The 21,559-nt window shown below is 56.8% G+C and carries 20 protein-coding genes; 15 read left to right on the top strand and 5 right to left on the bottom strand.

Annotated features, from left to right (window positions below; genetic code table 11):
* Positions 1 to 2: 2 nt before the first annotated feature.
* A complete protein-coding gene (locus WG622_RS14525) occupies positions 3 to 854 on the bottom strand; it encodes a LysR family transcriptional regulator (RefSeq protein ID WP_339404272.1) in 852 nt (283 codons plus the stop codon).
* 105 nt (positions 855 to 959) lie between these two features.
* On the opposite strand from WG622_RS14525, the gene tmpA reads away from it, so the two are divergent.
* Together tmpA and tmpB are read left to right on the top strand one after the other, a co-directional pair.
* Positions 960 to 2,096 carry a 2-trimethylaminoethylphosphonate dioxygenase gene (gene tmpA / locus WG622_RS14520; RefSeq protein ID WP_339404271.1) on the top strand — a complete coding sequence of 379 codons (1,137 nt, stop codon included), beginning with the start codon at positions 960 to 962 and terminating at the stop codon, positions 2,094 to 2,096.
* Positions 2,093 to 2,683 (top strand): (R)-1-hydroxy-2-trimethylaminoethylphosphonate oxygenase, encoded by a 591-nt coding sequence (gene tmpB / locus WG622_RS14515; RefSeq protein ID WP_339404270.1) that lies wholly within the window; start codon positions 2,093 to 2,095, stop codon positions 2,681 to 2,683. The genes tmpA and tmpB overlap by 4 nt, the downstream gene beginning before the upstream one ends.
* A 27-nt stretch (positions 2,684 to 2,710) precedes the next feature.
* Here tmpB and WG622_RS14510 read toward each other — a convergent pair whose 3' ends face one another.
* The 4 genes from WG622_RS14510 to WG622_RS14495 all read right to left on the bottom strand — a co-directional run bounded on the left by WG622_RS14510 (position 2,711) and on the right by WG622_RS14495 (position 7,541).
* A complete protein-coding gene (locus tag WG622_RS14510; RefSeq protein WP_339404319.1) occupies positions 2,711 to 4,012 on the bottom strand; it encodes an NAD(P)/FAD-dependent oxidoreductase in 1,302 nt (433 codons plus the stop codon).
* Between the two features lie 9 nt (positions 4,013 to 4,021).
* Positions 4,022 to 5,416, bottom strand: a complete 1,395-nt coding sequence (locus WG622_RS14505; protein WP_339404269.1) for an aspartate aminotransferase family protein — start codon at positions 5,414 to 5,416, stop codon at positions 4,022 to 4,024.
* 11 nt (positions 5,417 to 5,427) lie between these two features.
* Positions 5,428 to 6,810, bottom strand: a complete 1,383-nt coding sequence (locus tag WG622_RS14500; RefSeq protein ID WP_339404268.1) for a glutamine synthetase family protein — start codon at positions 6,808 to 6,810, stop codon at positions 5,428 to 5,430.
* 80 nt (positions 6,811 to 6,890) lie between these two features.
* Positions 6,891 to 7,541, bottom strand: coding sequence for a GntR family transcriptional regulator (locus WG622_RS14495; protein ID WP_339404267.1), 651 nt, complete (start codon positions 7,539 to 7,541; stop codon positions 6,891 to 6,893).
* A 149-nt stretch (positions 7,542 to 7,690) separates the two neighbouring features.
* Between WG622_RS14495 and WG622_RS14490 the strand changes: the two genes are divergently transcribed.
* The 13 genes from WG622_RS14490 to WG622_RS14430 all read left to right on the top strand — a co-directional run bounded on the left by WG622_RS14490 (position 7,691) and on the right by WG622_RS14430 (position 21,559).
* On the top strand, positions 7,691 to 8,776 hold the full coding sequence (locus WG622_RS14490) for a polyamine ABC transporter substrate-binding protein (protein ID WP_209357632.1): 1,086 nt from the start codon (positions 7,691 to 7,693) through the stop codon (positions 8,774 to 8,776).
* Positions 8,777 to 8,842: 66 nt separating this feature from the next.
* A complete protein-coding gene (locus WG622_RS14485; protein ID WP_339404266.1) occupies positions 8,843 to 9,979 on the top strand; it encodes an ABC transporter ATP-binding protein in 1,137 nt (378 codons plus the stop codon).
* A gap of 10 nt (positions 9,980 to 9,989) precedes the next feature.
* Positions 9,990 to 10,880 (top strand): ABC transporter permease subunit, encoded by an 891-nt coding sequence (locus WG622_RS14480; protein ID WP_339404318.1) that lies wholly within the window; start codon positions 9,990 to 9,992, stop codon positions 10,878 to 10,880.
* Entirely contained in the window at positions 10,877 to 11,680 is an 804-nt protein-coding gene (locus WG622_RS14475; protein ID WP_339404265.1) for an ABC transporter permease, read from the top strand. Before WG622_RS14480 ends, WG622_RS14475 begins: the two co-directional genes overlap by 4 nt.
* A gap of 9 nt (positions 11,681 to 11,689) precedes the next feature.
* Positions 11,690 to 13,036 (top strand): glutamine synthetase family protein, encoded by a 1,347-nt coding sequence (locus WG622_RS14470; RefSeq protein WP_339404264.1) that lies wholly within the window; start codon positions 11,690 to 11,692, stop codon positions 13,034 to 13,036.
* A 10-nt stretch (positions 13,037 to 13,046) separates the two neighbouring features.
* On the top strand, positions 13,047 to 13,469 hold the full coding sequence (locus tag WG622_RS14465) for a glutamine amidotransferase-related protein (protein WP_339404263.1): 423 nt from the start codon (positions 13,047 to 13,049) through the stop codon (positions 13,467 to 13,469).
* Entirely contained in the window at positions 13,466 to 13,774 is a 309-nt protein-coding gene (locus WG622_RS14460; RefSeq protein WP_339404262.1) for a hypothetical protein, read from the top strand. The genes WG622_RS14465 and WG622_RS14460 overlap by 4 nt, the downstream gene beginning before the upstream one ends.
* Complete coding sequence (gene speB / locus WG622_RS14455; protein ID WP_339404261.1) at positions 13,771 to 14,733, top strand: agmatinase; 963 nt, start codon at positions 13,771 to 13,773, stop codon at positions 14,731 to 14,733. Before WG622_RS14460 ends, speB begins: the two co-directional genes overlap by 4 nt.
* A gap of 93 nt (positions 14,734 to 14,826) precedes the next feature.
* Positions 14,827 to 16,293, top strand: a complete 1,467-nt coding sequence (locus WG622_RS14450) for a flavin-containing monooxygenase (RefSeq protein ID WP_339404260.1) — start codon at positions 14,827 to 14,829, stop codon at positions 16,291 to 16,293.
* Between the two features lies 1 nt (position 16,294).
* Positions 16,295 to 17,200, top strand: coding sequence for an alpha/beta hydrolase (locus WG622_RS14445; protein WP_339404259.1), 906 nt, complete (start codon positions 16,295 to 16,297; stop codon positions 17,198 to 17,200).
* A 17-nt stretch (positions 17,201 to 17,217) separates the two neighbouring features.
* A complete protein-coding gene (locus WG622_RS14440) occupies positions 17,218 to 18,096 on the top strand; it encodes an SDR family NAD(P)-dependent oxidoreductase (protein WP_339404258.1) in 879 nt (292 codons plus the stop codon).
* 97 nt (positions 18,097 to 18,193) lie between these two features.
* Positions 18,194 to 19,402, top strand: a complete 1,209-nt coding sequence (locus WG622_RS14435; RefSeq protein ID WP_339404257.1) for an acetyl-CoA C-acetyltransferase — start codon at positions 18,194 to 18,196, stop codon at positions 19,400 to 19,402.
* Positions 19,403 to 19,411: 9 nt separating this feature from the next.
* Positions 19,412 to 21,559, top strand: a complete 2,148-nt coding sequence (locus WG622_RS14430) for a 3-hydroxyacyl-CoA dehydrogenase NAD-binding domain-containing protein (RefSeq protein ID WP_339404256.1) — start codon at positions 19,412 to 19,414, stop codon at positions 21,557 to 21,559.

Genomic DNA, 21,559 nt, shown 5'->3' with positions numbered 1-21,559 from the left:
CTTTAGGCGGTTAAAGCCGCTGAAAGCGCCGTCCATTGGCGGCGCCCTATGACATTTCGTGACGCGAGCAACCAATAGGTTTCGGGTGGTTTGAGAACCTCGTCCCCCAACTGAACGAGAGCGCCGCTGGCGATGTCCTCGGCGCAGAGGGGAATGGAAACAAGCGCGACTCCAAGCCCTGCCTTGGCGGCTGCAATCGCCCCGTGCAATGTGTCGAACCGTAGGGTTGGGACCGGCGTGGATGGAATGCCGAATCTGTTGGAATACTGGTCCCAATCCGGGCGCGGTCCGGTGCAGGCAATGCGGGGCAAATGCGTCCATGCTTGGGAGGTGAGACGGGGCGCGCAAACCGGTGCGATGGCTTCTTTAAACAAAGGAGTCTGATAGGGATGCGCCCAATCGCCGGCTCCATATCTGATTTGAACAGTGGAGTCCTCGGTCGCGGTCTGGCCACCCAAAATATAGGATTTAACCGAAATCTCCGCGCCAGTGTCTGCGCTCACGCGACCCAACCGCGTGGCGAGCCAAAGGGAAATCACCGACTGACTGGCCGAGATCGTTAAACGACGTCTACCACGCGCAAACAGCGTTTCTGAGCTGTCGCTCAGCCCGCGAAGCGCTGTTTGGACATGTGGCAGCCAGGTTTCCCCTTCAACCGTCAAAGTGATCGTTCGCGCTTTGCGGACAAACAGTCGCGTCCCCAGATGTTTTTCCAGCTGTCCAATCCGCTGACTGATCGCGGGTTGGGTCAGGCCTGTTTCGTTTGCAGCAGCAGTAAAGCTGCCAAGACGCGCGGCAGCTTCAAACGCGCGCACCCATTCCAAGGGCGGCAACGAATAGGAGGTGTTATTCATAAAGTAAAACGCCTCTCATGTGGGTCATTTGTTATTTGAGTTTATGGTTTAGTGCGGCGCATCGTAAAGACATTGTTCACGTCACTCAGCAGTAGGATTTTGCTCATGCATGTTACAATGGACCAGGAAGGACGCTTTCTAACGCTCCATGCTGAGGCAGAGTTGCGGTTTCATGCAATCTGGCTGCGCGACAATGCGCAGGACACTGAAACGCGCGCGCCTGGGAATGGTCAGCGTCTGATTGCTCTGCGCGATATTCCTGACAACACACGCATTGCGTCCGTCGAGGCCGGTGAAACCATGGTGCATGTGACCTTCGCGCCCGAACAAAAGAGCGTGGCCTTCAGCGTCGAATGGCTGATTGCACATGCCTATGACATCAAGGCGCGCGCTGATATCGGCTGGCTGTCCGATGAGATCTCGGTCTGGGATGCTGGGTTGCAGGCCGATGTTCCTACCGCTGCATTTCCGTCTCTGTCTGAGGATGGTGCAACCTTGGCGCAGTGGGTAGAGCAGGTCGCCCGGTTTGGGTTCGGCAAAATCACAGGTGGCCCGATCCAAGAGGGCGCTCTGTTTCAAGTGGTCGATTTCTTTGGCTTTGTGCGCGAAACCAACTACGGCAAACACTTTGATGTGCGTACCGAAGTGAACCCGACGAACTTGGCGTTCACGGGACTGGGGCTCCAGGCGCATACCGACAACCCTTATCGCGATCCGGTCCCGACGGTTCAGGTCCTCTATTGCTTAGAAAGCTCTGCTGCGGGCGGCGAGAATATGGTGGTGGACGGCTTTGCCTGCGTCCGTCGCTTGCAAGAGGAAACTCCAGAGTATTTTGACGTGCTGGCGCAATATTGCGCGCGGTTTGAATATGCGGGTGAAGCGGGTGTTTGCCTGACTTCGCGCCGCCCATTGATCGAACTCGCTCCGGACGGAGAATTGATTGGGGTGCGTTTCAACAATCGCTCTTTGGCTGCAGTGACGGATGTACCCTTCGACAAAATGGAACTGTGGTACGCGGCCTATCGTCGGTTGGGTGAGATTATTGATGATCCCGCGATGGAAGTTGTATTTCGCCTAGAACCGGGCGAGGCCTTTGTGGTGGACAACACGCGGGTTCTTCATGCGCGCAAGGCCTATTCCGGGACAGGCACGCGCTGGTTGCAGGGGTGTTACGCGGACAAAGACGGGTTACGTTCAACCCGCGACGCGCTATTTCGTTCGACACAGGAGGCCGCGGAATGACCACACCAAGACAAGATTTGACCGCTGACAACATCGTCGAGTTTCTTGCGTCGATTTTTGAGCGCCGTGGGTCTGAGGAATACCTCGGCGAAGAGGTCACGATGGGCGAGCATATGCTGCAAGGGGCGACCATTGCGGAACAGAATGGCCAGCCGGACGAAATCATCGTGGGGGCGCTCTTGCACGATATCGGCCATTTCACCTCCGAGTTCGGGAGTTTCACGATGGAGGATACCGAAGACCGGCACCACGAAGACGCAGGGGCCGAGATTCTCGAAAGGTTCTTCCCCTCGGTCGTGACTGATTGCTGCCGCTATCACGTGGCGGCGAAAAGGTACCTTTGTGCGACCAAGCCGTCTTATTTTGAACGCCTTTCCGAAGCCTCGGTGCATTCATTGAACCTGCAAGGCGGTCCGATGAGCGACAAGGAGGTGGCCGAGTTCGAAAAGAACCCCAACCTCAAGGAAATTATTGCGGTCCGCTATCTAGACGAAGCTGGCAAAGTGGCTGGCATGGAAACGCCGGATTTTCGGCATTTCGCACCACGCGTCCAGAGATTGGTCGATGCACATGTCGGACGTGATTGAGACTTAAATGCCCAAGATCTGGCGTGATCAAAGTCTATCTCGCAGCGAATAATACACCATCGCCATGACCAAAAGCGGCCAGCGGAACATCGCACCCCCAGGGAACGGTGTGCTGGGCAGCATCGAAATCGCGTCAAATTTCTCGGCTTGCCCTGAGATCGTATCGGCCGCGATTTTCCCGCTCATTGTGGCCATGGCGACCCCGTGACCTGAGAAGCCCGAGAGCGAAATCGCCGTATCTGAAAGCCGCGCGAAATGCGGCATTCTGTTTAGGGTGATCCCCAACGTTCCACCCCAGGCATAGTCGATGCGCGTTCCAGAAAGCTGGGGAAAGACCTGCTCCATCGGCTTGCGCACGGATCCCGCGATGTCCTTTGGGAAGCGGTAGCCATAGCTTTCAGTGCCGCCAAAAAGCAGACGATGGTCATCAGAAAACCGGAAGTAGTTGATGACGAATTTACTGTCCGCGACGGCTCTATTGTTGCGGATCAAGTCTTCTTGGCGTTCCGGTCCAAGGGGCTCTGTCGCGATAATGAAATTGTTGATCGGCATGACCCTTGCGGCCACGTCTTTGCGCAAATTTCCAAGGTAGCCGTTGCAGGCCAAGACAAGGAATTTCGCCGCGATTGTTGCGTCTTCGGTCATGATCACATTAGGCCCGGATGTCTCCAAAGACTGCACACGGCTTTCTTCAAATATCCTAACACCTAGTGAGGCCGCCTTGCGCGCCAAACCCAGAGCATAGCGTAGGGGATCGATGTGCCCACTACCAAGATCAAGGGTGCCACCAAAATACAAAGGGCTGGCCAGCTGGTCGCGGATCTCGGCCTGTGACAGATCGTCGATCAGGTCATAATCATAGTCGCGGCGCAGTTTTTCTGCGTAGCGATGATCCTCGGCCACAAAGCGTTTGCGATGTGCGGCGTGGATGACGCCTTCGTGGAACGGACAATCGATGATCTCCTCGGCGCAAAAGCTGCGTACCATTTGAACAGCATCAACGGCCATGTTCCAGAGGGTGCGTGCCGCGTCCTTGCCCAGTCGCTCTTCCAGAAAATCCTGATCCTGCCTTTGACCCGAGCCGACTTGTCCCCCATTGCGCCCCGACGCGCCAAAGCCGACGCGCTGGGCCTCGAGCAAGACCACGTCATAGCCTTTCTCGGCCAGATGGATCGCTGAGGAGAGACCGGTAAAGCCTCCGCCCACGACGCAGACATCACAAGAGATTTCGCCCGAGGCTTTGGGGAATGGATCCAGTTTTGGATTGACGGCCGCATAGTAGGATTGGGGGTATTCCCCAATCCCATCGTTGGCTGTCAGCAGGTCCAGCCGTTGCATCTATGCCGCTTTCATAAGGCCTTTTTCAGTCGCACTGGCCATGGTTTTGTCCAGCACTTTCCAAGCCTTCTCAGCAAGAGTGTCGATATTCTCTTTGCTGAAAATCAGGGGCGGTGAAATGATCAGTTGATCACCCACATGGCGCATGATGAAGTTGTCTTCAAAACAGAGGTCACGTGCAATCACGCCCACATTGCCGGGGCCCTCCGCAAAGGCTGCGCGGGATGCTTTGTCCGGTGTCAGTTGCAGCGCGCCGACCAAACCGCAAATGCGCGCTTCGCCCACCAAAGGATGCTCGCCTAGGCCGGCCCATTTCTCTGCGAGATAGGGGGCTGTCACATCGCGCACGTTGCCAATCAGGTTTTCCTCTTCAAGGATCCGCAGGTTTTCCAAGGCGACGGCGCAGGACATCGGATGCCCTGAGTAGGTGTAGCCGTGGTAGAACTCGTCAGTCGCCATGACGTCGAAAACTTCATCAGACAGGATCGAGCCGCCAATCGGCGCATAGCCAGAGGACAGACCCTTGGCGATGGTCATGATATCGGGGCGAATGGAGAACGTGTCAGAGCCCCACATATTTCCGGTGCGCCCAAAACCACAGATGACTTCGTCTGCGATCAAAAGGATCTCATGGGCGTCACAGATCCGCTGGATCTCTGGCCAATAGGTCGACGGCGGGATGATCACGCCACCGGCCCCTTGAATCGGTTCCGCGATGAAGGCGGCGACATTGTCTTCGCCGAGTTCCGCGATCTTTTTTTCGAGTTCGCGCGCGCGTTGCAGGCCGAATTCCTCGGGCGTCATGTCGCCGCCCTCAAGATACCAATGCGGCTGGTTGATGTGCACGACCCCTGGGATCGGCAAAGTGCCTTGCCCGTGCATCGCCTGCATGCCACCCAGAGACGCCGCGCCAACGGTTGAGCCGTGATAGGCGTTTTTGCGGCTGATGATGACCTGCTTTTCAGGCTTGCCCTTCAGTGCCCAATAGTGGCGCACCAGACGAATGTTTGTGTCATTGGCGTCTGAGCCTCCGGCCGCGAAAAACACATGGTTCATGTGGTCCGGCGCGAGCGACGTGACCTTTTCAGCCAAGGCAATCGCGGGCACATGAGTCGTCTGAAAGAAAGTGTTGTAATACGGAAGTTCCAAAAGCTGACGCCGTGCGACCTCGGCGATAGAGTCCCGCCCATAGCCGATATTGACGCACCACAGACCGGCCATACAGTCCATGATCTCTTGACCGTCGCTGTCGCGCAGATGCACGCCTTTGGCACCTGTAATAACGCGCGCGCCTTTCGCGGCCAGCGCATTTGAGTCCGTGAAGGGATGCATATGGTGCGCCGCATCCAGCGCCTGAAGTTCCGCCGTCGGCAAATGGTTGGTGATCATATTCATTTCATTGACCTTTACACATTGAGCAGCAGATGCTGACGTTCCCATGGGCTGATTTCGCGTTGGTGCTCTTCGAGCTCTGCATTTTTGATATCAGAGAAGAGCTGCCAAAATTCTTTACCAAGCATATCTGGCATCGACTCGGCCTCTTCCATTCTTTCCATTGCTGCGCGCAGCGAGAACGGAAGCTGGTCGGATCCCGGATGTCCGTAGGCATTGGTCGTGACTTCGGGGCGCGCTTTTTCGCCCTTCACCATGCCCAGATAACCCGCGGCCAAGGAAGCTGCGATCGACAGATATGGGTTGGTGTCCGAGCCGATGACGCGGTTTTCGACGCGACGCGCCTCGGGGCCAGAAATTGGGATACGCAGGCCGGTGGTGCGATTGTCGCTGGCCCATTCCAGATTGGCCGGGGCCGCATAGCCTTCGATGGAAATGCGACGATAGGAGTTCACGTAAGGCGCCAAGAAGGGCACGGCCTCCATAAGGTACTTCTGGCTGCCGCCGATAAAATCGTGAAAGGCCTGCGTAGGCGCGCCGGTGCCATCAGAGAAGATGTTCTGGCCGGTTTTGATATCGACCACGGATTGATGCAAATGCATGGCCGAGCCCGGCTCATCGCGGATCGGTTTCGCCATAAAGGTCGCAAAAACGCCGTTCTTAAGCGCCGCCTCGCGGATGCTGCGTTTGAAGTAAAACACCTCATCAGCCAGTTGCAGGGGATCACCGTGGTTGAGGTTAATCTCGATCTGCCCCGCGCCGCTTTCCTGGATGACAGAGTCAATCGTCAGCCCTTGGGCTTCGGCAAAATCATAGATTGTGTCGATCACCTCGCCGAATTCGTCCACAGCGACCATGGAATAGGCCTGACGGCTCGAGCCGCGCCGACCGGTGCGACCAATTGGCGGTTCGATTTCAGCGTTGGGGTCGTCGTTGGGCTTGGTCAGATAGAACTCGAGTTCCGGCGCGACGATGGGTTGCCAGCCTTTTTCCTTATAGAACGACAGAACGCGTTTCAGCACGTTGCGAGGCGCAATGCCCAAAGGCTCGCCATCACGGGTTTCAAGATCATGGATGATCTGAACCGAGGCATCATCCGCCCAAGGCACAGCGCAAGCGGTCGACAGATCGGGGCGCAGGACGATATCGCTTTCAAGCCATTGGTTCTGGATCTCCATATCGACCCATTCACCGGAAATGGTTTGATAGAACAACGAAACCGGCAAAAAGAGCGCTTGAACGGGATCGAATTTGTGCGCGGGCATGGTTTTGCCGCGTGACATGCCTGCGAGGTCCGGCACAATACATTCCACCTCGTCCAGACGTCGCCCGCCCAGATAGGTGCCAAAGGCCTTGGGCAAATCCCCGAGCCAAGACTTTTCATTTTCTAACGACACGAGTCACCTGTGGATCTTGTGTTTCGAATATTTTGATCAAATTATGAAGGAATTGATTTTGCGTCAATCCGCGCGGGCAATCATTCCCGCAAAGATTTCTTAATCTGCCCCATTCCCTGCAAAATATCTGTGCGGATCGCCTGAGCGGCGCGCCCAGCGTCTCCGTCGCGGATGGCCGAGATAGTTTCATCGTGCATATCTGGCAGATTCGCGGTGCCATATCTTCCACAGACGACTCTCAGAGACGGGCCAGTTCTCAGCCACAGAGCCTCGGCCATGCTGAGCAGGATACTGGCATTCGCGTGTTGATACAGATGAAAGTGAAACCGGAAATTGTGGAGAAGATAGCCCTCGATCTGTCCGCTCGCGATGGCCTGATCCAGTTCCAGATCTATATCTTTTAAAGACTTTGATAAGGTTTTGGCGTTGTTTTTCACCGCCATTTCAACGAGCTTCGGCTCAATCGCGCAGCGCGCAAAGCTTAGTTCTTCTACCTCGGCGTCGTTCAGTCGCGGCACTTCGATCCGCCGATTTCCCAACCGGCGCAGAGCGCCCGCAGATGTCAGGCGCCGCACGGTGTCGCGCACGGGCATAACGCCGCTGCCGATCATCTCTGCCAAACCATGCAGAGTGACGGCCTGACCTGGTACCAATTCGCCAAACAAGATCGCGTCGCTGATGCGGCGATAGATTACCTCATGTTCGGTGATTTTCTTTGGTTCGGCGTTCAATTTGCTTATCCTTTGGGCGACATTTGCGCCCGTTGTCGGGGCGATCCGGGGCGATCCGGGGCGAGAATGTCGAAACGCTTGCGCCGAATCGTATCTTTTGATCAAAATTACACCAATCAAAATAAAACTGACAACCGGGAGCTACCAAAATGAAGAAACACCTGACCCTTGTGTCAGCGGCTGCGCTTTGTGCTGCATCTTCGCTGTCCGCTGAGGAAGTACGCGTCTACAACTGGTCCGACTATATCGACGAAAGTCTGCTTGAGAAGTTCGAGACTGAGACCGGCATCAAGCTGATCTATGACGTCTTTGACAGCAACGAAGTTTTGGAAACCAAGCTTTTGGCGGGTGGCTCTGGCTATGACGTGGTGGTGCCGTCGGCGACCTTCCTGCAACGCCAGATCGCGGCGGGGGCCTTCCAGAAGTTGGACGTGGGCCAATTGCCCAACCACGGCAACCTCTGGAACGTCATTCAAGAGCGCACCGATCAATATGACCCAAGTGGTGCCTATTCTGTGAACTACATGTGGGGCACAACGGGCATCGGCTATAATATCGGCAAGGTCACCGAGGTTCTGGGCGAAGACGCCCCGCTTGATAGCTGGGATCTGGTGTTTGACCCGGCCAATATGGAGAAGCTCGCCGAATGTGGCGTGCATTTCCTGGATGCACCAACCGAGATGATCCCGGCTGCGCTGAACTACATCGGCGAGGATCCTGACAGCCATGATCCAGAGGTTATCGCCAAGGCAGAGGCCGTCTATGACGCCGTGCGCCCCTATATTCAAAAGTTCCACAGCTCTGAATACATCAACGCGCTTGCGAACGGCGATATCTGCGTTGCGGTCGGCTGGTCCGGCGATGTCTTCCTCGCGCAGTTCCGTGCAGCCGAGGCCGAAAACGGTCACGAGATCGACTATTCGATCCCCACGCAGGGGGCTCAGATGTGGTTTGACCAGATGGCGATCCCAACCGATGCGCCAAACCCAGAAGCGGCGCATAAGTTCATCAACTTTATCCTGAACGCCCAAAACGCGGCGGCGGCCACCAACTATGTTTGGTATGCAAGCGGCAACCTTGCAGCGCAAGAGTTCATCGATCAGGAAATCCTCGAGTATCCAGCGGTTTATCCAGATGCTGCGACTTTGGAAAAACTGTTCATCACCACACCTTATCCGGCCAAAGTTCAGCGTGTCGTGACGCGACTTTGGACCAAGATCAAGTCCGGCACCTGATCATTGAAGACCACGTCGATCGCCTTGCGCCATGCGTAGGGCGGTCGTCACCTATTGGGGGCGGGCATGAACCAAGACACGTCAGGCAACGCATTTGCGCCGTGGAACGACGCGAGCGAAAAGCCACTTATTACTTTTAAGAATGTCACCAAGAAATTTGGCGAGTTCGTCGCGATCAGTGACTTGAACCTCGACATCTACGCCCGCGAATTCTTTGCGCTGCTAGGGCCGTCTGGCTGCGGTAAGACCACGTTGATGCGCATGCTGGCGGGCTTTGAAACACCGACGTCTGGCGTGATCGAACTGGCAGGCCAAGACATCGCGGCCATCCCGCCCAACAAGCGCGAAGTGAATATGATGTTTCAGTCCTACGCGCTGTTTCCGCATCTGAACATCTGGGACAATATCGCCTTTGGTCTGCGGCGTGAGAAAATGCCCAAGGACCAGATGGAAGCGCGTGTCGAAGAGATGCTACGCCTCACCAAAATGGAAAAATTCGCGCGTCGCAAGCCGCATCAGGTTTCCGGCGGTCAGCGTCAACGTGTGGCGTTGGCGCGCTCTTTGGCCAAAGCACCGAAACTCTTGTTGCTGGACGAACCGCTTGGCGCGTTGGACGCCAAATTGCGTCAGGACACGCAGTTCGAGCTGATGGACATTCAGGAGAGCACCGGAACCACCTTTGTGATCGTGACCCACGATCAAGAAGAGGCGATGACCGTGGCGAGCCGCGTGGCGGTGATGGACCACGGAAAGCTCGTGCAAGTCGACACGCCGGACGTGATCTACGAGACGCCGAACTCTGTCTATGTGGCTGATTTCATTGGCGATGTGAATATCATCGAAGGCACAGCCGAGGCAAATGGCGAGAGCGTCTCACTGACATGGGCAGAAGGCCAACCTGCCTTGATCGGCTCAGCAAATCAGCCGATCTCGAAAGTGGCTTCTGCGGCCATGGCGATCCGTCCAGAAAAGATCGCAATCAGCTCGAAAAAGCCCACAGATCGCACGAATGTGCTGCAAGGCAAGGTGCTCGATATCGCCTATCTCGGCAATATCTCGACCTATCACGTGCAACTCGACAATGGCACGGTCATCAAAGCCCAGATCGCCAACACGCGCCGGATCGCGCGGCGCAATTTCACCTGGAAGGATCCGGTCTGGCTGAGTTGGACGGACACCGCCGGTATCGTTTTGGCGGTCTGACATCATGAAGCTGCGTCGCCTCACCCTGATCGGGATCCCGTACTTCTGGCTTTTGGCCTTGTTCCTGATCCCCTTCGGGATCGTGCTCAAGATCTCGCTGTCAGACATCGCGCTGGCGATCCCGCCATACACGCCGACGCTGGACATTTCCGGTGGCTGGCAGGCATTTCGGGATTTCCTCAGCGAATTGGATCTTGAGAATTTCGAGTTCCTCACGACCGATGACCTCTATTGGAAGGCCTATCTCTCTAGTCTCAAGATCGCGGCGATCTCGACCCTTTTGGCGCTACTGATCGGTTTCCCGATGGCCTACGGCATGGCCAAAGCGCGCGAGGACTGGCGGCCGACTTTGATGATGCTGGTGATCCTGCCGTTTTGGACGAGCTTTCTGATCCGCGTTTACGCCTGGGTCGGTATCCTCAGCACCGAGGGCTATCTGAACCAATTCCTGATGGGCATCGGCATCATCGGCGATCCGCTGGTGATTTTGAACACTTCAACGGCGGTCTACATTGGCATCGTCTATACCTATCTGCCCTTCATGATCCTGCCGATCTACGCAACGCTTGAGCGGCTGGATGAAAGCCTGATTGAGGCCGCCGAAGACCTCGGCTGCTCGCGCATTTCAGCCTTTTGGCTGGTGACCATGCCACTATCGAAAAACGGCGTGATTGCGGGCTGTTTCCTCGTGTTCATCCCGGTGATCGGAGAATTCGTGATCCCCGCGCTATTGGGCGGATCCAAGACGCTGATGATCGGCAAAGTGCTTTGGGAAGAGTTTTTCTCCAACCGCGATTGGCCTGTTGCCTCCGCCGTTGCGATCATCCTCTTGTTGGTGCTGATCATCCCAATCGTCCTCTTCCAACGCAATGAACAGAAACAGAGGGAGGCAGAGCAATGAGGCGGTTTAGCTGGTTCAACGCGACCTCTCTGACGATTGGTTTCGCGTTTCTTTATCTGCCGATGCTGATCCTTGTGATCTATAGCTTCAACGAGTCAAAACTGGTCACCGTTTGGGCGGGGTTCTCGACCAAATGGTATGGCGAGCTGTTCCGCAACGAGGCCTTTCTGGATGCGGCCTATGTGACCCTACGCGTGGCGATTTTCTCGTCTTTATTGGCTACGGTTCTGGGTACTATGGCCGCCTATGTTCTGGTCAGGGCAGGGCGGTTTCCGGGGCGGACGCTGTTTTCTGGAATGATCTATGCGCCGCTCGTGATGCCCGAAGTCATCACCGGGCTTTCGTTGCTGTTGCTGTTTATCTCGCTCGGGCTGGACCGCGGTGTTTTGACGATTGTTCTGGCGCACACGACGTTTTCTATGTGCTTTGTCTCTGTGGTGGTTTCGGCGCGTTTGGCAAGCTTTGATCAATCGCTCGAAGAAGCCGCGCTGGACCTAGGATGTACGCCGTTTGAGGCCTTTCGGCTTGTCACTCTGCCCGTGATTGCCCCCGCCGTCATCTCTGGCTGGCTGTTGGCTTTCACCCTATCGCTGGACGATCTGGTGATCGCGAGCTTTACCTCTGGCCCGTCCGCCACGACACTCCCGATCAAGATTTGGTCGTCGATCCGCCTGGGTGTCAGCCCCGAAATCAATGCGCTGTCCACGATCCTGATCGCCATCGTGGCCACCGGCGTGATCTCCGCATCTCTTATTTCCAAACGCGCCGCCCTGCAGCGTGATCTCGACAGCAAAACATAGAGGGTACCCGTGAGCGACTTTGAAAAGATCTGGCAGGACTACTGCGCCCAACACGGCACGCCTGATCGCGTCGAGCTAATGCTGTGTGACATCAACGCGATTTTGCGCGGCAAGTGGTTGCCCGGCGAGGATATCGGCAAGCTGACCTCTGGGGCCGCGCGGTTGCCGATTTCGACATACACGCCTTGCATCCTTGGTTGGGAAGTCGAAGCAACAGGGCAGGGGATCGTTGTCGGAGATCCGGATGGGATTTTGACGCCCATTGCGAGCACTTTGGCGCCCGTGCCATGGGCCGACGGCAATGTGGCGCAGGTCTTGGTGGAAATGAAGGACGCCTCGGACGAGATCGGCGAGTCGTCGACCAGAGAGCTTCTGCGCAAAGTTGTAGATCGTTTCGCCGCGCGCGGTTTGAAGCCTGTCGTTGCAACAGAATTGGAATTTTACATCGTGAAAGCGCGTGGCGCAGCGTCGGACGCGCCAGAGCCGCCAGACCGTTTGCCTGAAGCTCAGAACTACGATCTTGAGGTTTTGGGGCGTCATTCGGCGATGCTCGAAGAGATCAAAGAGGCCGCTCTGCAGCAAGGCCTGCCGACCGACACATTGATTGCGGAATACGGGCCCGGTCAGTTTGAAATCAATTTCCACCACACGGACGATGTCTTAGCCGCTGCGGATACAGCGTTGTTGTTCCGTCGGTTGGTGCGCATGGTGGCGTCCAAACATGGGTATGAGGCCACCTTTATGGCGAAACCCTATGCGCAGCATCCTGGCAATGGCATGCATGCGCATGTGTCTTTGGTGGATGAGGCGGGCACAAATGTGCTGGCAGCAGAGACCCCCGGTGACCTGTCAGACCCGATGCGTCATGCGATTGCCGGAACCCTGGCCACAATGCGCGACCTGCAGGCGGTCTTTGCACCGCATCTGAATTCTTACCGTCGCTTCCAGCCAAAGAGCTTCGCGCCATCCGCACCTGAATGGGGCTTTGATCACCGCGCGGCTGCAATCCGGCTTCCGGAAACCTCTGGCAAAGCGGCGCGGCTGGAACATCGGATTTCCGGTGCCGATGTGAACCCCTACCTCGCCTTGGCAGCGATTCTGGGTGGCATCCTCTACGGGCTTGAACACCAACCCGATCTTCAGCTTCAGATTGACCACCCAGATGCGAAACCGCAACCACTGCTGACCCATGACTGGTCGACGGCTGTCGAGCGGTTTGCACAGTCTGAGGTTGCGGCAGATGTCTTTGGGCAGGCGTTCCGGGATCTTTATGCCATCGTGCGCCGCGAAGAGATCGCTGAGCTGACCACGGTGATCTCTCCGGTGGAATACAGCGCCTATTTGTCGAGGCTATGAGGGTGTGACTATGACAAAGCGCCTGTCTATCGGAGTTCTGGAAACGGGGCGGCCCCCTGAAGAATTGGCGGGTCGTTATTCGAACTATCCCGCTATGGTCGCCGCTTGGCTGGCTGAGTTGGACGCAGATTTCTCGGACTATGCGGTTCTGGATGGGCAGATCCCGTCCTCACCCAGGGAGCACGATCTTTGGGTCATCACGGGATCAAAGTTCGGAGCTTATGAAGACCATCCGTGGATTGCGCCTCTAGAGGATTTCATTCGGTCTTGCCGTGCAGCAGGACAGCCGATGTTTGGCATCTGTTTCGGGCATCAGATTATCGCGCAGGCCTTGGGGGCGAGGTTCGGAAATCCGACAAAGGCTGGGGGCTTGGGTTGCATGACTACCAATCTGAGGGGCCGCTTGAAGATACCTCGGACCAGCCCATCATGACCTTGTCTGCGTTTCACCAGGATCAGGTCGTAGATATTCCGCAAGGGGCGCAGCGGGTGGCGCGTTCCGAGTTTTGCGAGAATGCGGCTCTGTACTATCCGGGCTTTGCACTGACGGTGCAGGGCCATCCGGAGTTCCGAGAGCCCTATTTGCGAGATCTTGCAAAGCTGCGCGCGGGTCAGGTGTTCTCGCAGGCCGAAGCCGAGGCCGCCGAGGCGTCTTATGACCGCGCAGACACGGCTGCGGATTTGGTAAGAGTGCTGAAATCCCTATTGCTGGAACAGGAAACGAGGGCTGGGTCATGAGCGAACAAGACGGCGATTTCGCATTCCGTTCAGACAGCAATATGGGGCGGTGGCACGAGATGACCTATGGCGGTGTGACCAGCTTCCTGCGTCGCCGTTATTCTCGAGACCTGTCGGGTGTGAATGTTGCCGTCACGGGCATCCCCTATGATTGCGCGGTCACCTATCGGCCTGGCTGCCGCCTTGGCCCCCGCGCCATTCGCGCGGCCTCTGTGCAATTGGCAGAGCTTAAGGCGTTTCCCTTTGGGTTCGATCCCTTTGATATGCTGTCGGTCGTCGACTACGGAGACTGCGCTTTGGATCCGCATCATCCGGGCTCGATCGCAGAGGCTATCGAGGCGCATGCCGATCAGATTTTGGAGCAGGGTACCAAGTTGTTAAGCCTTGGGGGCGACCATTTTGTGTCCTACCCGTTGCTGAAGGCGCACGCCAAACACCATGGTCCTTTGACATTGATCCAATTCGACGCGCATTGCGATACGTGGGAGGACGACGGCTCGCGCCTCGACCACGGCACGATGTTCGCGCGTGGGGTCAGCGAGGGGATCGTGGATGCAGCCTCCTCGACGCAGGTTGGGATACGTACCCACAATGACGCGGATGTTGGTATTAAGAAATTAACCGCGCCATGGGTCCACAGACATGGCGTCGATGCTGCGCTTGACGTGCTAAGGTCTCGAGCCGGAGACCGACCGGTCTATATTTCCTTTGACATCGATTGTCTGGACCCGGCCTTTGCCCCCGGGACGGGGACGCCTGTCGCGGGTGGTCTGGCGTCATGGCAGGCGCTAGAGTTGATGCGTGGTCTGGAGGGGCTGAATTTGGTCGGCATGGATTTGGTCGAGGTCGCGCCGGCCTATGATCACGCGGAAATAACTGCGATTGCTGCGGCGACGATTGCGCATGACTGGCTCTGTTTGGTGGCGCGTGGTCACGAAAGCCAAGGCGCAACGACGTAGGGGCATTCGCCTTTTGGTCCGGAAAACCATTGACAAATACTACAGCAGTGTAGTGTTTTGTTCATTAATGTATTTCTTCGGAGCTAAGAGGCGATGCGTCAACCCTCTGTCTTGATCATTGGTGCCGGTGCGACGGGCATGCTTGTCTATATCAAGCTGCGCGAAGCGGGGATCACAGATCTCACGTTGATCGAAAAAGCCGACAAGGTCGGGGGAACATGGCGTGAGAACACCTACCCCGGGATCGCCTGTGATATTCCTGCCCCGCATTATTGCTATTCCTTCGAGCCCTATGTCTGGACGCATCACCTCGCGTTTGGCGGCGAGCTACAGGAATACATGGAACATGTCGGCCGCAAATATGGCGTTACGGACAATGCGCGTTTCGGCGAGGCGGTGACCTCTTGTGTCTATGGGGATGACGGTAAATGGCACGTCGAAACCAGCAAGGGCGACACGTTTGCGGTGGATCTTGTGATCTCGGCGACAGGGATTTTGCACCATCCCAAATGGCCCGAGATTGACGGCAAGGACGACTTTGCGGGAGCGCATTGGCACACGGCACGGTGGCGGCATGATGTTGACCTGACAGGCAAGCGGATTGGCGTGATCGGCACCGGGTCCACCGCGCATCAGGTGATCCCGGAGTTGATCAAAGGCGGCAACGAGGTCTCGGTCTTTCAACGCACGCCGCAATGGGTGGCGCCTGTTCCTAACATTCGCTTCCCAGAATGGCTGCGCAGGCGCTGGCAGCGCAAGCCCGAGCGGATGCAGGGTTGGAAAGCCGCCTATCGGTGGCTGGTTCAGAATGTGTTCATCAATGCGACGGTCGGAAAATGGCTGCCCAATCAGGTGATGAATATTCTTTGCAAGGGCCACCTTTTGCGTATTCGCGACAGAGATCTCAGGTCCAAGCTAAGGCCCGATTATGAGGTGGGCTGCAAACGGCTTGTGATCAATACGAGCTTCTATGGGGCCATTCAAAAACCCAATGCGCATCTGATCACCGAAGGCATTGAAAAGATCGAAAGCGGTGGCATCCGCACTAAGGATGGCAGGTTGCACGAATTGGATGTGCTGATCTATTCCACGGGGTTTCACAACTTCAACTATATGCGCCCGATGAACCTTGTCGGCCGAGACGGTCATCGCATCGAAGACAGTTGGGGCGCGGGGCAGTATCGCACGCACCGTGGCGTCTTGTTGGAACATTTCCCGAATTTCGTCTTGATGCTGGGGCCAGGTACGCCAATTGGCAACAACACGATCATTGGGATTGCGGAACGCCAGATGGGCTATGTGATGCAGCTCATTGATATGTGGCGTAATGGGGAAACCGACGCAATCGAGCCAACGTCAAAAGCGGTTGAGGAGTTTGCCAATTACATTTCCGCAGGCGTGAAAGACACGGTCTGGGTTGGCGGCTGTCAAAGCTGGTATCTGGATGCCTCCGGGCAGCCTACGATCTTCCCCTATGACTGGGACGAGTTCCTGCGGATCACGGAAAAGCCGGATCCGTCTGAACTGGTGGCCTCGGCACCGAAAGACAAGGTGGCCTAGGATGTTGTCGCGCAGGTTCGTAAACGCGCATCTGCGCTATGGCACCAAGCCCCTGATGGCCTTTCTACGCGATCAACGAAAGCTGCGCTGGACGGCGGGGCTTTATGCCAAGACCATGTTCCCGGCATCGCGCGACATGAGTTTCGCGCCGGATCGCTTGGTGTCCGGTTCCGGATCTGTCGACATCCTGTGGTGCAGCATGCAGGCCGCATCGGCCAAGAAGGTGATCCTCTATCTTCATGGCGGAGGCTTTACGCTTGGCGATGAGATCAGCCACGGCGCAATGGTGGCTCGGATCGCCGGAGAGGTTGGACTGCGCGCCGCGATGGTGGACTATCGCCTCGCGCCAGAGCACCCCTATCCTGCAGCAATTGATGATGCTCAATACGCCTACGAAGGGTTGCTGGAACGAGGCTATGCAGGCGAAGACATCATCCTGATGGGTGACAGCGCTGGCGGTGGATTGGTCTTTACGCTGTTGCAGCGCCTGCAGAGGCTTGGGCTTCCGAAACCCTTGGCTTGTGTCGCGATATCCCCGTGGGGAGATCTGTCGATGTCAGGGGCGTCTTTCAGCGAGAACATCGCGAGCGACATCATGTTGCCAATCGGGTGGATCACACGCGGGCGCGATGCTTATGTTGGCGATCACGATCCGAAAAACTCTGATCTTTCGCCCGTGTTTGGGACTTTTGATGCGCCCCCACCCAGCTTTTTGGTCGTCGCGAAGGATGAGCTGCTCGCCAGCGACAGCTATGCCTTGCGGGACATGCTGCGTGATGCAGGCGGAGAGGTTGAGTTCCACGAGGAGGAGAACCTGCCGCATGTCTGGACCTTCTATCACGGAAAATTTGCACCAGCGGATCAGACAATTCGCCAGATCGGGGACTTTGCAAAACGTCACGTGTGACGGTCCATGGAGGACAAATGGCAAAACGGATAGATTTTAAGAACGCAGTGGTTCTGATCACCGGCGCGGGGGCCGGGATCGGACGGGCCCTCAGCGAAGAGGCCATGCGCCGCGGCGCGCATGTCATTGCCGTGGAACGGGATGCAGAGGCGCTTGAAAGCCTGAGCGGAATGTCTCTGACCAAGGCTGTGGCCGATGTCTGTGACGCGGAGCGTATGCGCGAGATCGTGGCGCAGGTTCTGGCAGACCACGGGCGGCTGGATGTGGCCATCGCGAACGCTGGGATCGAAAAGATCGATCCGATTTGGGCGCAAGACCCGAAGGATTTTGAGTCCGTCATCAATGTGAATGTGCTTGGGGTGTACCGGACCCTGCAGCCTTGCCTGGCGCCGGTTATCCAAAGCGGGGGTCATCTGTTCGCGGTGTCATCGATTGCCGGGATTATCCCATTTCCCTTTGGCGCGGCCTATTCCACGTCGAAGGCGGCGGTCGACATGATGATGCGCGTCATGCGGCTGGAGCTTCTGGCGACCGAGGCCACTGCAGGGGCCGCTTATTTCGGGTTTATCGCCTCGGAAATGGGAGAGCGCGTGACCGGGCACCCCGGTGTCGCAGCCCTATCAAAATGGATGCCGCGCCCGCTTTTGGGTCTGACGCCCTACCTCACGCCGCAGCAGGCAGCAGAGCGGGTTTTGAACGACATCGAAAAACGCAAAGCCCGCAGCTACACGCCTGGTGTGATCCGGCTGACCTATGCGCTGCGGGGTCTCTATGCGCAGTCCGACGATTTTCTGGGTCGCTATGTGATGGGGCTGCCGAAGTTCATCAAAAATCATTATGGCCTGCCGTTTTCCGACAAAAGCGACGGGACGTCACCTGGGCAAACTCGAAAATAAACTTTGTCCAAAAATGGACAGTATTGTAGCATTTTGACCATGTTTAGATTCGCGGGTTAGGTCCCGCGATCAGTTAAGAAGCAAGCGAGGCGCAGGTATGACAGACGCTGCATTTATCTATGAGGCCATCCGGACTCCGCGATCCAAGGGGAAAGCGGATGGATCCTTGAACGAAGTCAAACCTATCAATTTGGTCACGACATTGCTGGACGAAATGCAAAGTCGACTGGATCTGGATACGTCGCGCGTCGATGACATAGTGCTGGGCTGCGTGAGCCCTGTGCAAGAGCAGGGCGCGGTTCTGCCAAAAGTGGCTCTTCAAAAAGCCGGTTGGGACGAAAGCGTGCCTGGCGCGCAGGTGAACCGTTTTTGTGCCTCCGGGCTGGATACGTTCAACACGGCGGCCGCACGGGTGGCGTCTGGTTGGGAAGACCTGATCATCGCGGGCGGCTATGAAAGCATGAGCCGCGTGCCGATGGGCTCGGACGGCGGGCCGTTTTCCGAGGATCCAGAAACCGTCTTTGCCACGAATTTCGTGCCGCAAGGCATCGGTGCGGATCTGATCGCAACCGTGGACGGCTACAGCCGCGATGACGTGGACGAACTGGCGATGAACAGCCAAAAGAAGGCGGCTGCCGCGCAAGAAGCCGGGTATTTTGATCGCTCTGTTGTACCAGTGAAGGATGAAAACGGCTTGGTCATTCTGGAGCGTGACGACTTTATCAAGCCAAACACCGATATGCAGATCCTTGGCGGGCTGCGTCCCAGTTTTGAACAGATGGGCGCTTTTGGCTATGACGCCGTAGCTCTGGCCAAATACGCCGACGTGGAAAAGATCAACCACGTCCATACTCCGGGCAACAGCTCTGGCATCGTGGATGGCGCGGCGATTGTGCTGGTGGGCAATGAGCAGGTCGGCAAGGATCTGGGCTTGACCCCACGGGGGCGTATTGTGTCCGTTGCGGTGACAGCCACTGAGCCGACCATCATGCTGACCGGTCCGGGTCCGGCTGCTAATAAAGCCTTGGCGAAGGCCGGTCTGACCCCAGAGGACATCGATTTGGTCGAGATCAACGAGGCCTTTGCCTCTGTAGTCCTGCGTCTTCAGAATGACCTCAAAGTTCCTGACGAGAAACTCAATGTCGTGGGCGGTGCGATTGCCATGGGGCACCCTCTGGGTGCGACCGGATCCTGCCTTGTCTCTACGATGCTCGACGAGCTTGAGCGCCGCAACGCAAAGCGCGCTTTGATCTGTATGTGCGTGGGTGGCGGCATGGGGATCGCCAGCATCATCGAACGCGTCTGAGGAAAGATAATGTCTGAATATACTTACGAAAAAGATGCGGACGGCATCGTCACGGTCACCTTTGACGCGCAGGATAAATCCGCCAATACGATGACCTTTGCCTGGCTTGATGCCATGGAAGAAATGATCGAGAGCCTGAAGGCCGAAGAAGGGTTGACGGGGGTCGTTCTGGCCTCTGCCAAGAAAACCTTCTTCGCCGGAGGGGATCTGGATTTCATGCTGAACTCCACCCAGACCGCGCAGGAAATGTACGACTATGTCGAACGCAACAAAGCGCCGTTTCGCGCGATGGAAAAACTGCCGGTGCCTTTCGTGGCCGCCATCAATGGCGCAGCGCTGGGCGGAGGGTATGAGATCTGTTTGGCCTGTGATCACCGCATCGTCGTGGCGGATCCCAAAGCGGTTGTTGGCCTGCCCGAAGTGACCCTTGGCGTTCTACCGGGCGCAGGTGGCGTGTGCCGTATGGTGGCAATGCTCGGCCTTGAAGCCGCGCTGCCCCTCTTGGCCGAGGGCAAGCAACTGCGTCCTGATGCTGCGCTGACAGCGGGCATGGTGGATGCCATTGTTGAGACCCAGGATCAGCTGATCCCGGCGGCCAAAGACTGGATCAAGGCGAACCCGAAGGCGGGTACCAAACCCTGGGACAAGAAGGGCTTTAAATACCCGGGCGGCGACGCGACTGCGCCGAATGTCCGCATGGCGGCGGCGATGGCGCCGACGATGCTCTATGGCAAAACCCGCGGCCTGATGCCTGCGCCTGAAAAGATCGTCGACATCGCGGTAAACTCGATGCGCATGGGCTTTGACAGCGCCTTGCGTGCCGAGAGCCGTGGTCTGGTGGCGCTCTTGCGTTCACCCGAGGCGAAGGCTGCGATTAAGACGTTCTTCTTTGGCATGCAGGCCGTGAAATCCGGCAAGATCCGCCCAGAGGGTGCGCCGACTAAGTTCAAGAAAGCTGCCGTTTTGGGCGCGGGCATGATGGGTGCGGGTATCGCCTGGGCGCAGGCCTATAAGGGGCTTGAGACCGTGCTGAAGGACGTTTCAGTCGAGAATGCGGAGAAGGGCAAGGCCTATTCTAACGCGCTGGCGGATAAACGCATCAAGCGCAAACGCATGACGCAAGAGCGCAAGGACGGGTTGATGGATCTGATCACGCCGACCGACAAGGACGCGGATTATAAAGGCGCGGATATTATCGTTGAGGCGGTCTTTGAGGACATCAACCTCAAGGCAAAGGTCATCAAAGAAAGCTTCGAGATGCTGGCGGATGACGGGATCTATGGCTCCAACACGTCCTCCTTGCCGATCAGCGTTCTGGCGGAATTCTGCCCGGATCCGACCCGCTTTATTGGCCTGCACTTCTTCTCTCCGGTCGACAAGATGAAGATCGTCGAGATCATCTGTGGCAAGCAAACCAGCCAGGAAACCCTGCGCAAGGCTTACGACTATGTGGCACAGATTGGCTATATACCGATCGTGGTGAACGACAGCCGGGGCTTCTTTACCAGCCGAGTGTTTGCGACTTATCTGGACGAAGGTCTGGCGCTGATGCAGGACGGTGTGTCCCCCGTTGCGATTGAACGCGCGGGCTGGAAAGCGGGCATGCCGGTCGGACCACTGGCCGTGCATGACGAAGTCTCGATGGAACTCACACGCAAGGCGTGGGAGACCCATAAGGAACTTGACGAACGCCTGGGTGAGGATTCTGCCTTCGGCAAAGACAACGCGGCCACCCGTCATATCGGCCACGCGATGGTCGACTTGGGCCGTCGCGGTCGCAAGGACAGCGCGGGGTTCTATGACTATCACGCAGATGGCACGAAAACCCTCTGGCCCGAGCTTTCCCAGTTTGTGGTCGAGGACCGCGATGTCTCGATTGAAGATGCGGTGGATCGTCTGATCTATCGTCAGGTGATCGAGACCCTAAGATGCCTTGATGAAGGCGTCTTGAATACGGAAACCGAGGCCAATATCGGTTCGATTTTCGCCATCGGGTTCCCACCTCACACAGGCGGCGCGCTACAGTTCATTCATGGCAAAACAAAAGACCTCTTCCTGGCACGTGCAGCTGAATTGGCAGAAAAATACGGAGCGCGTTTTGTGGTGCCAGAAGGCGCCATCGCCAAGATGTTTGATTCAGAACAGAAGGCAGCTTAA

It is taken from the genome of Cognatishimia coralii (assembly GCF_037478305.1).
Taxonomy (GTDB): Bacteria; Pseudomonadota; Alphaproteobacteria; order Rhodobacterales; family Rhodobacteraceae; genus Cognatishimia; species Cognatishimia coralii.
Note: the sequence above shows the minus strand (reverse complement) of the source record. Positions and strands in the feature narration are given on the sequence as shown.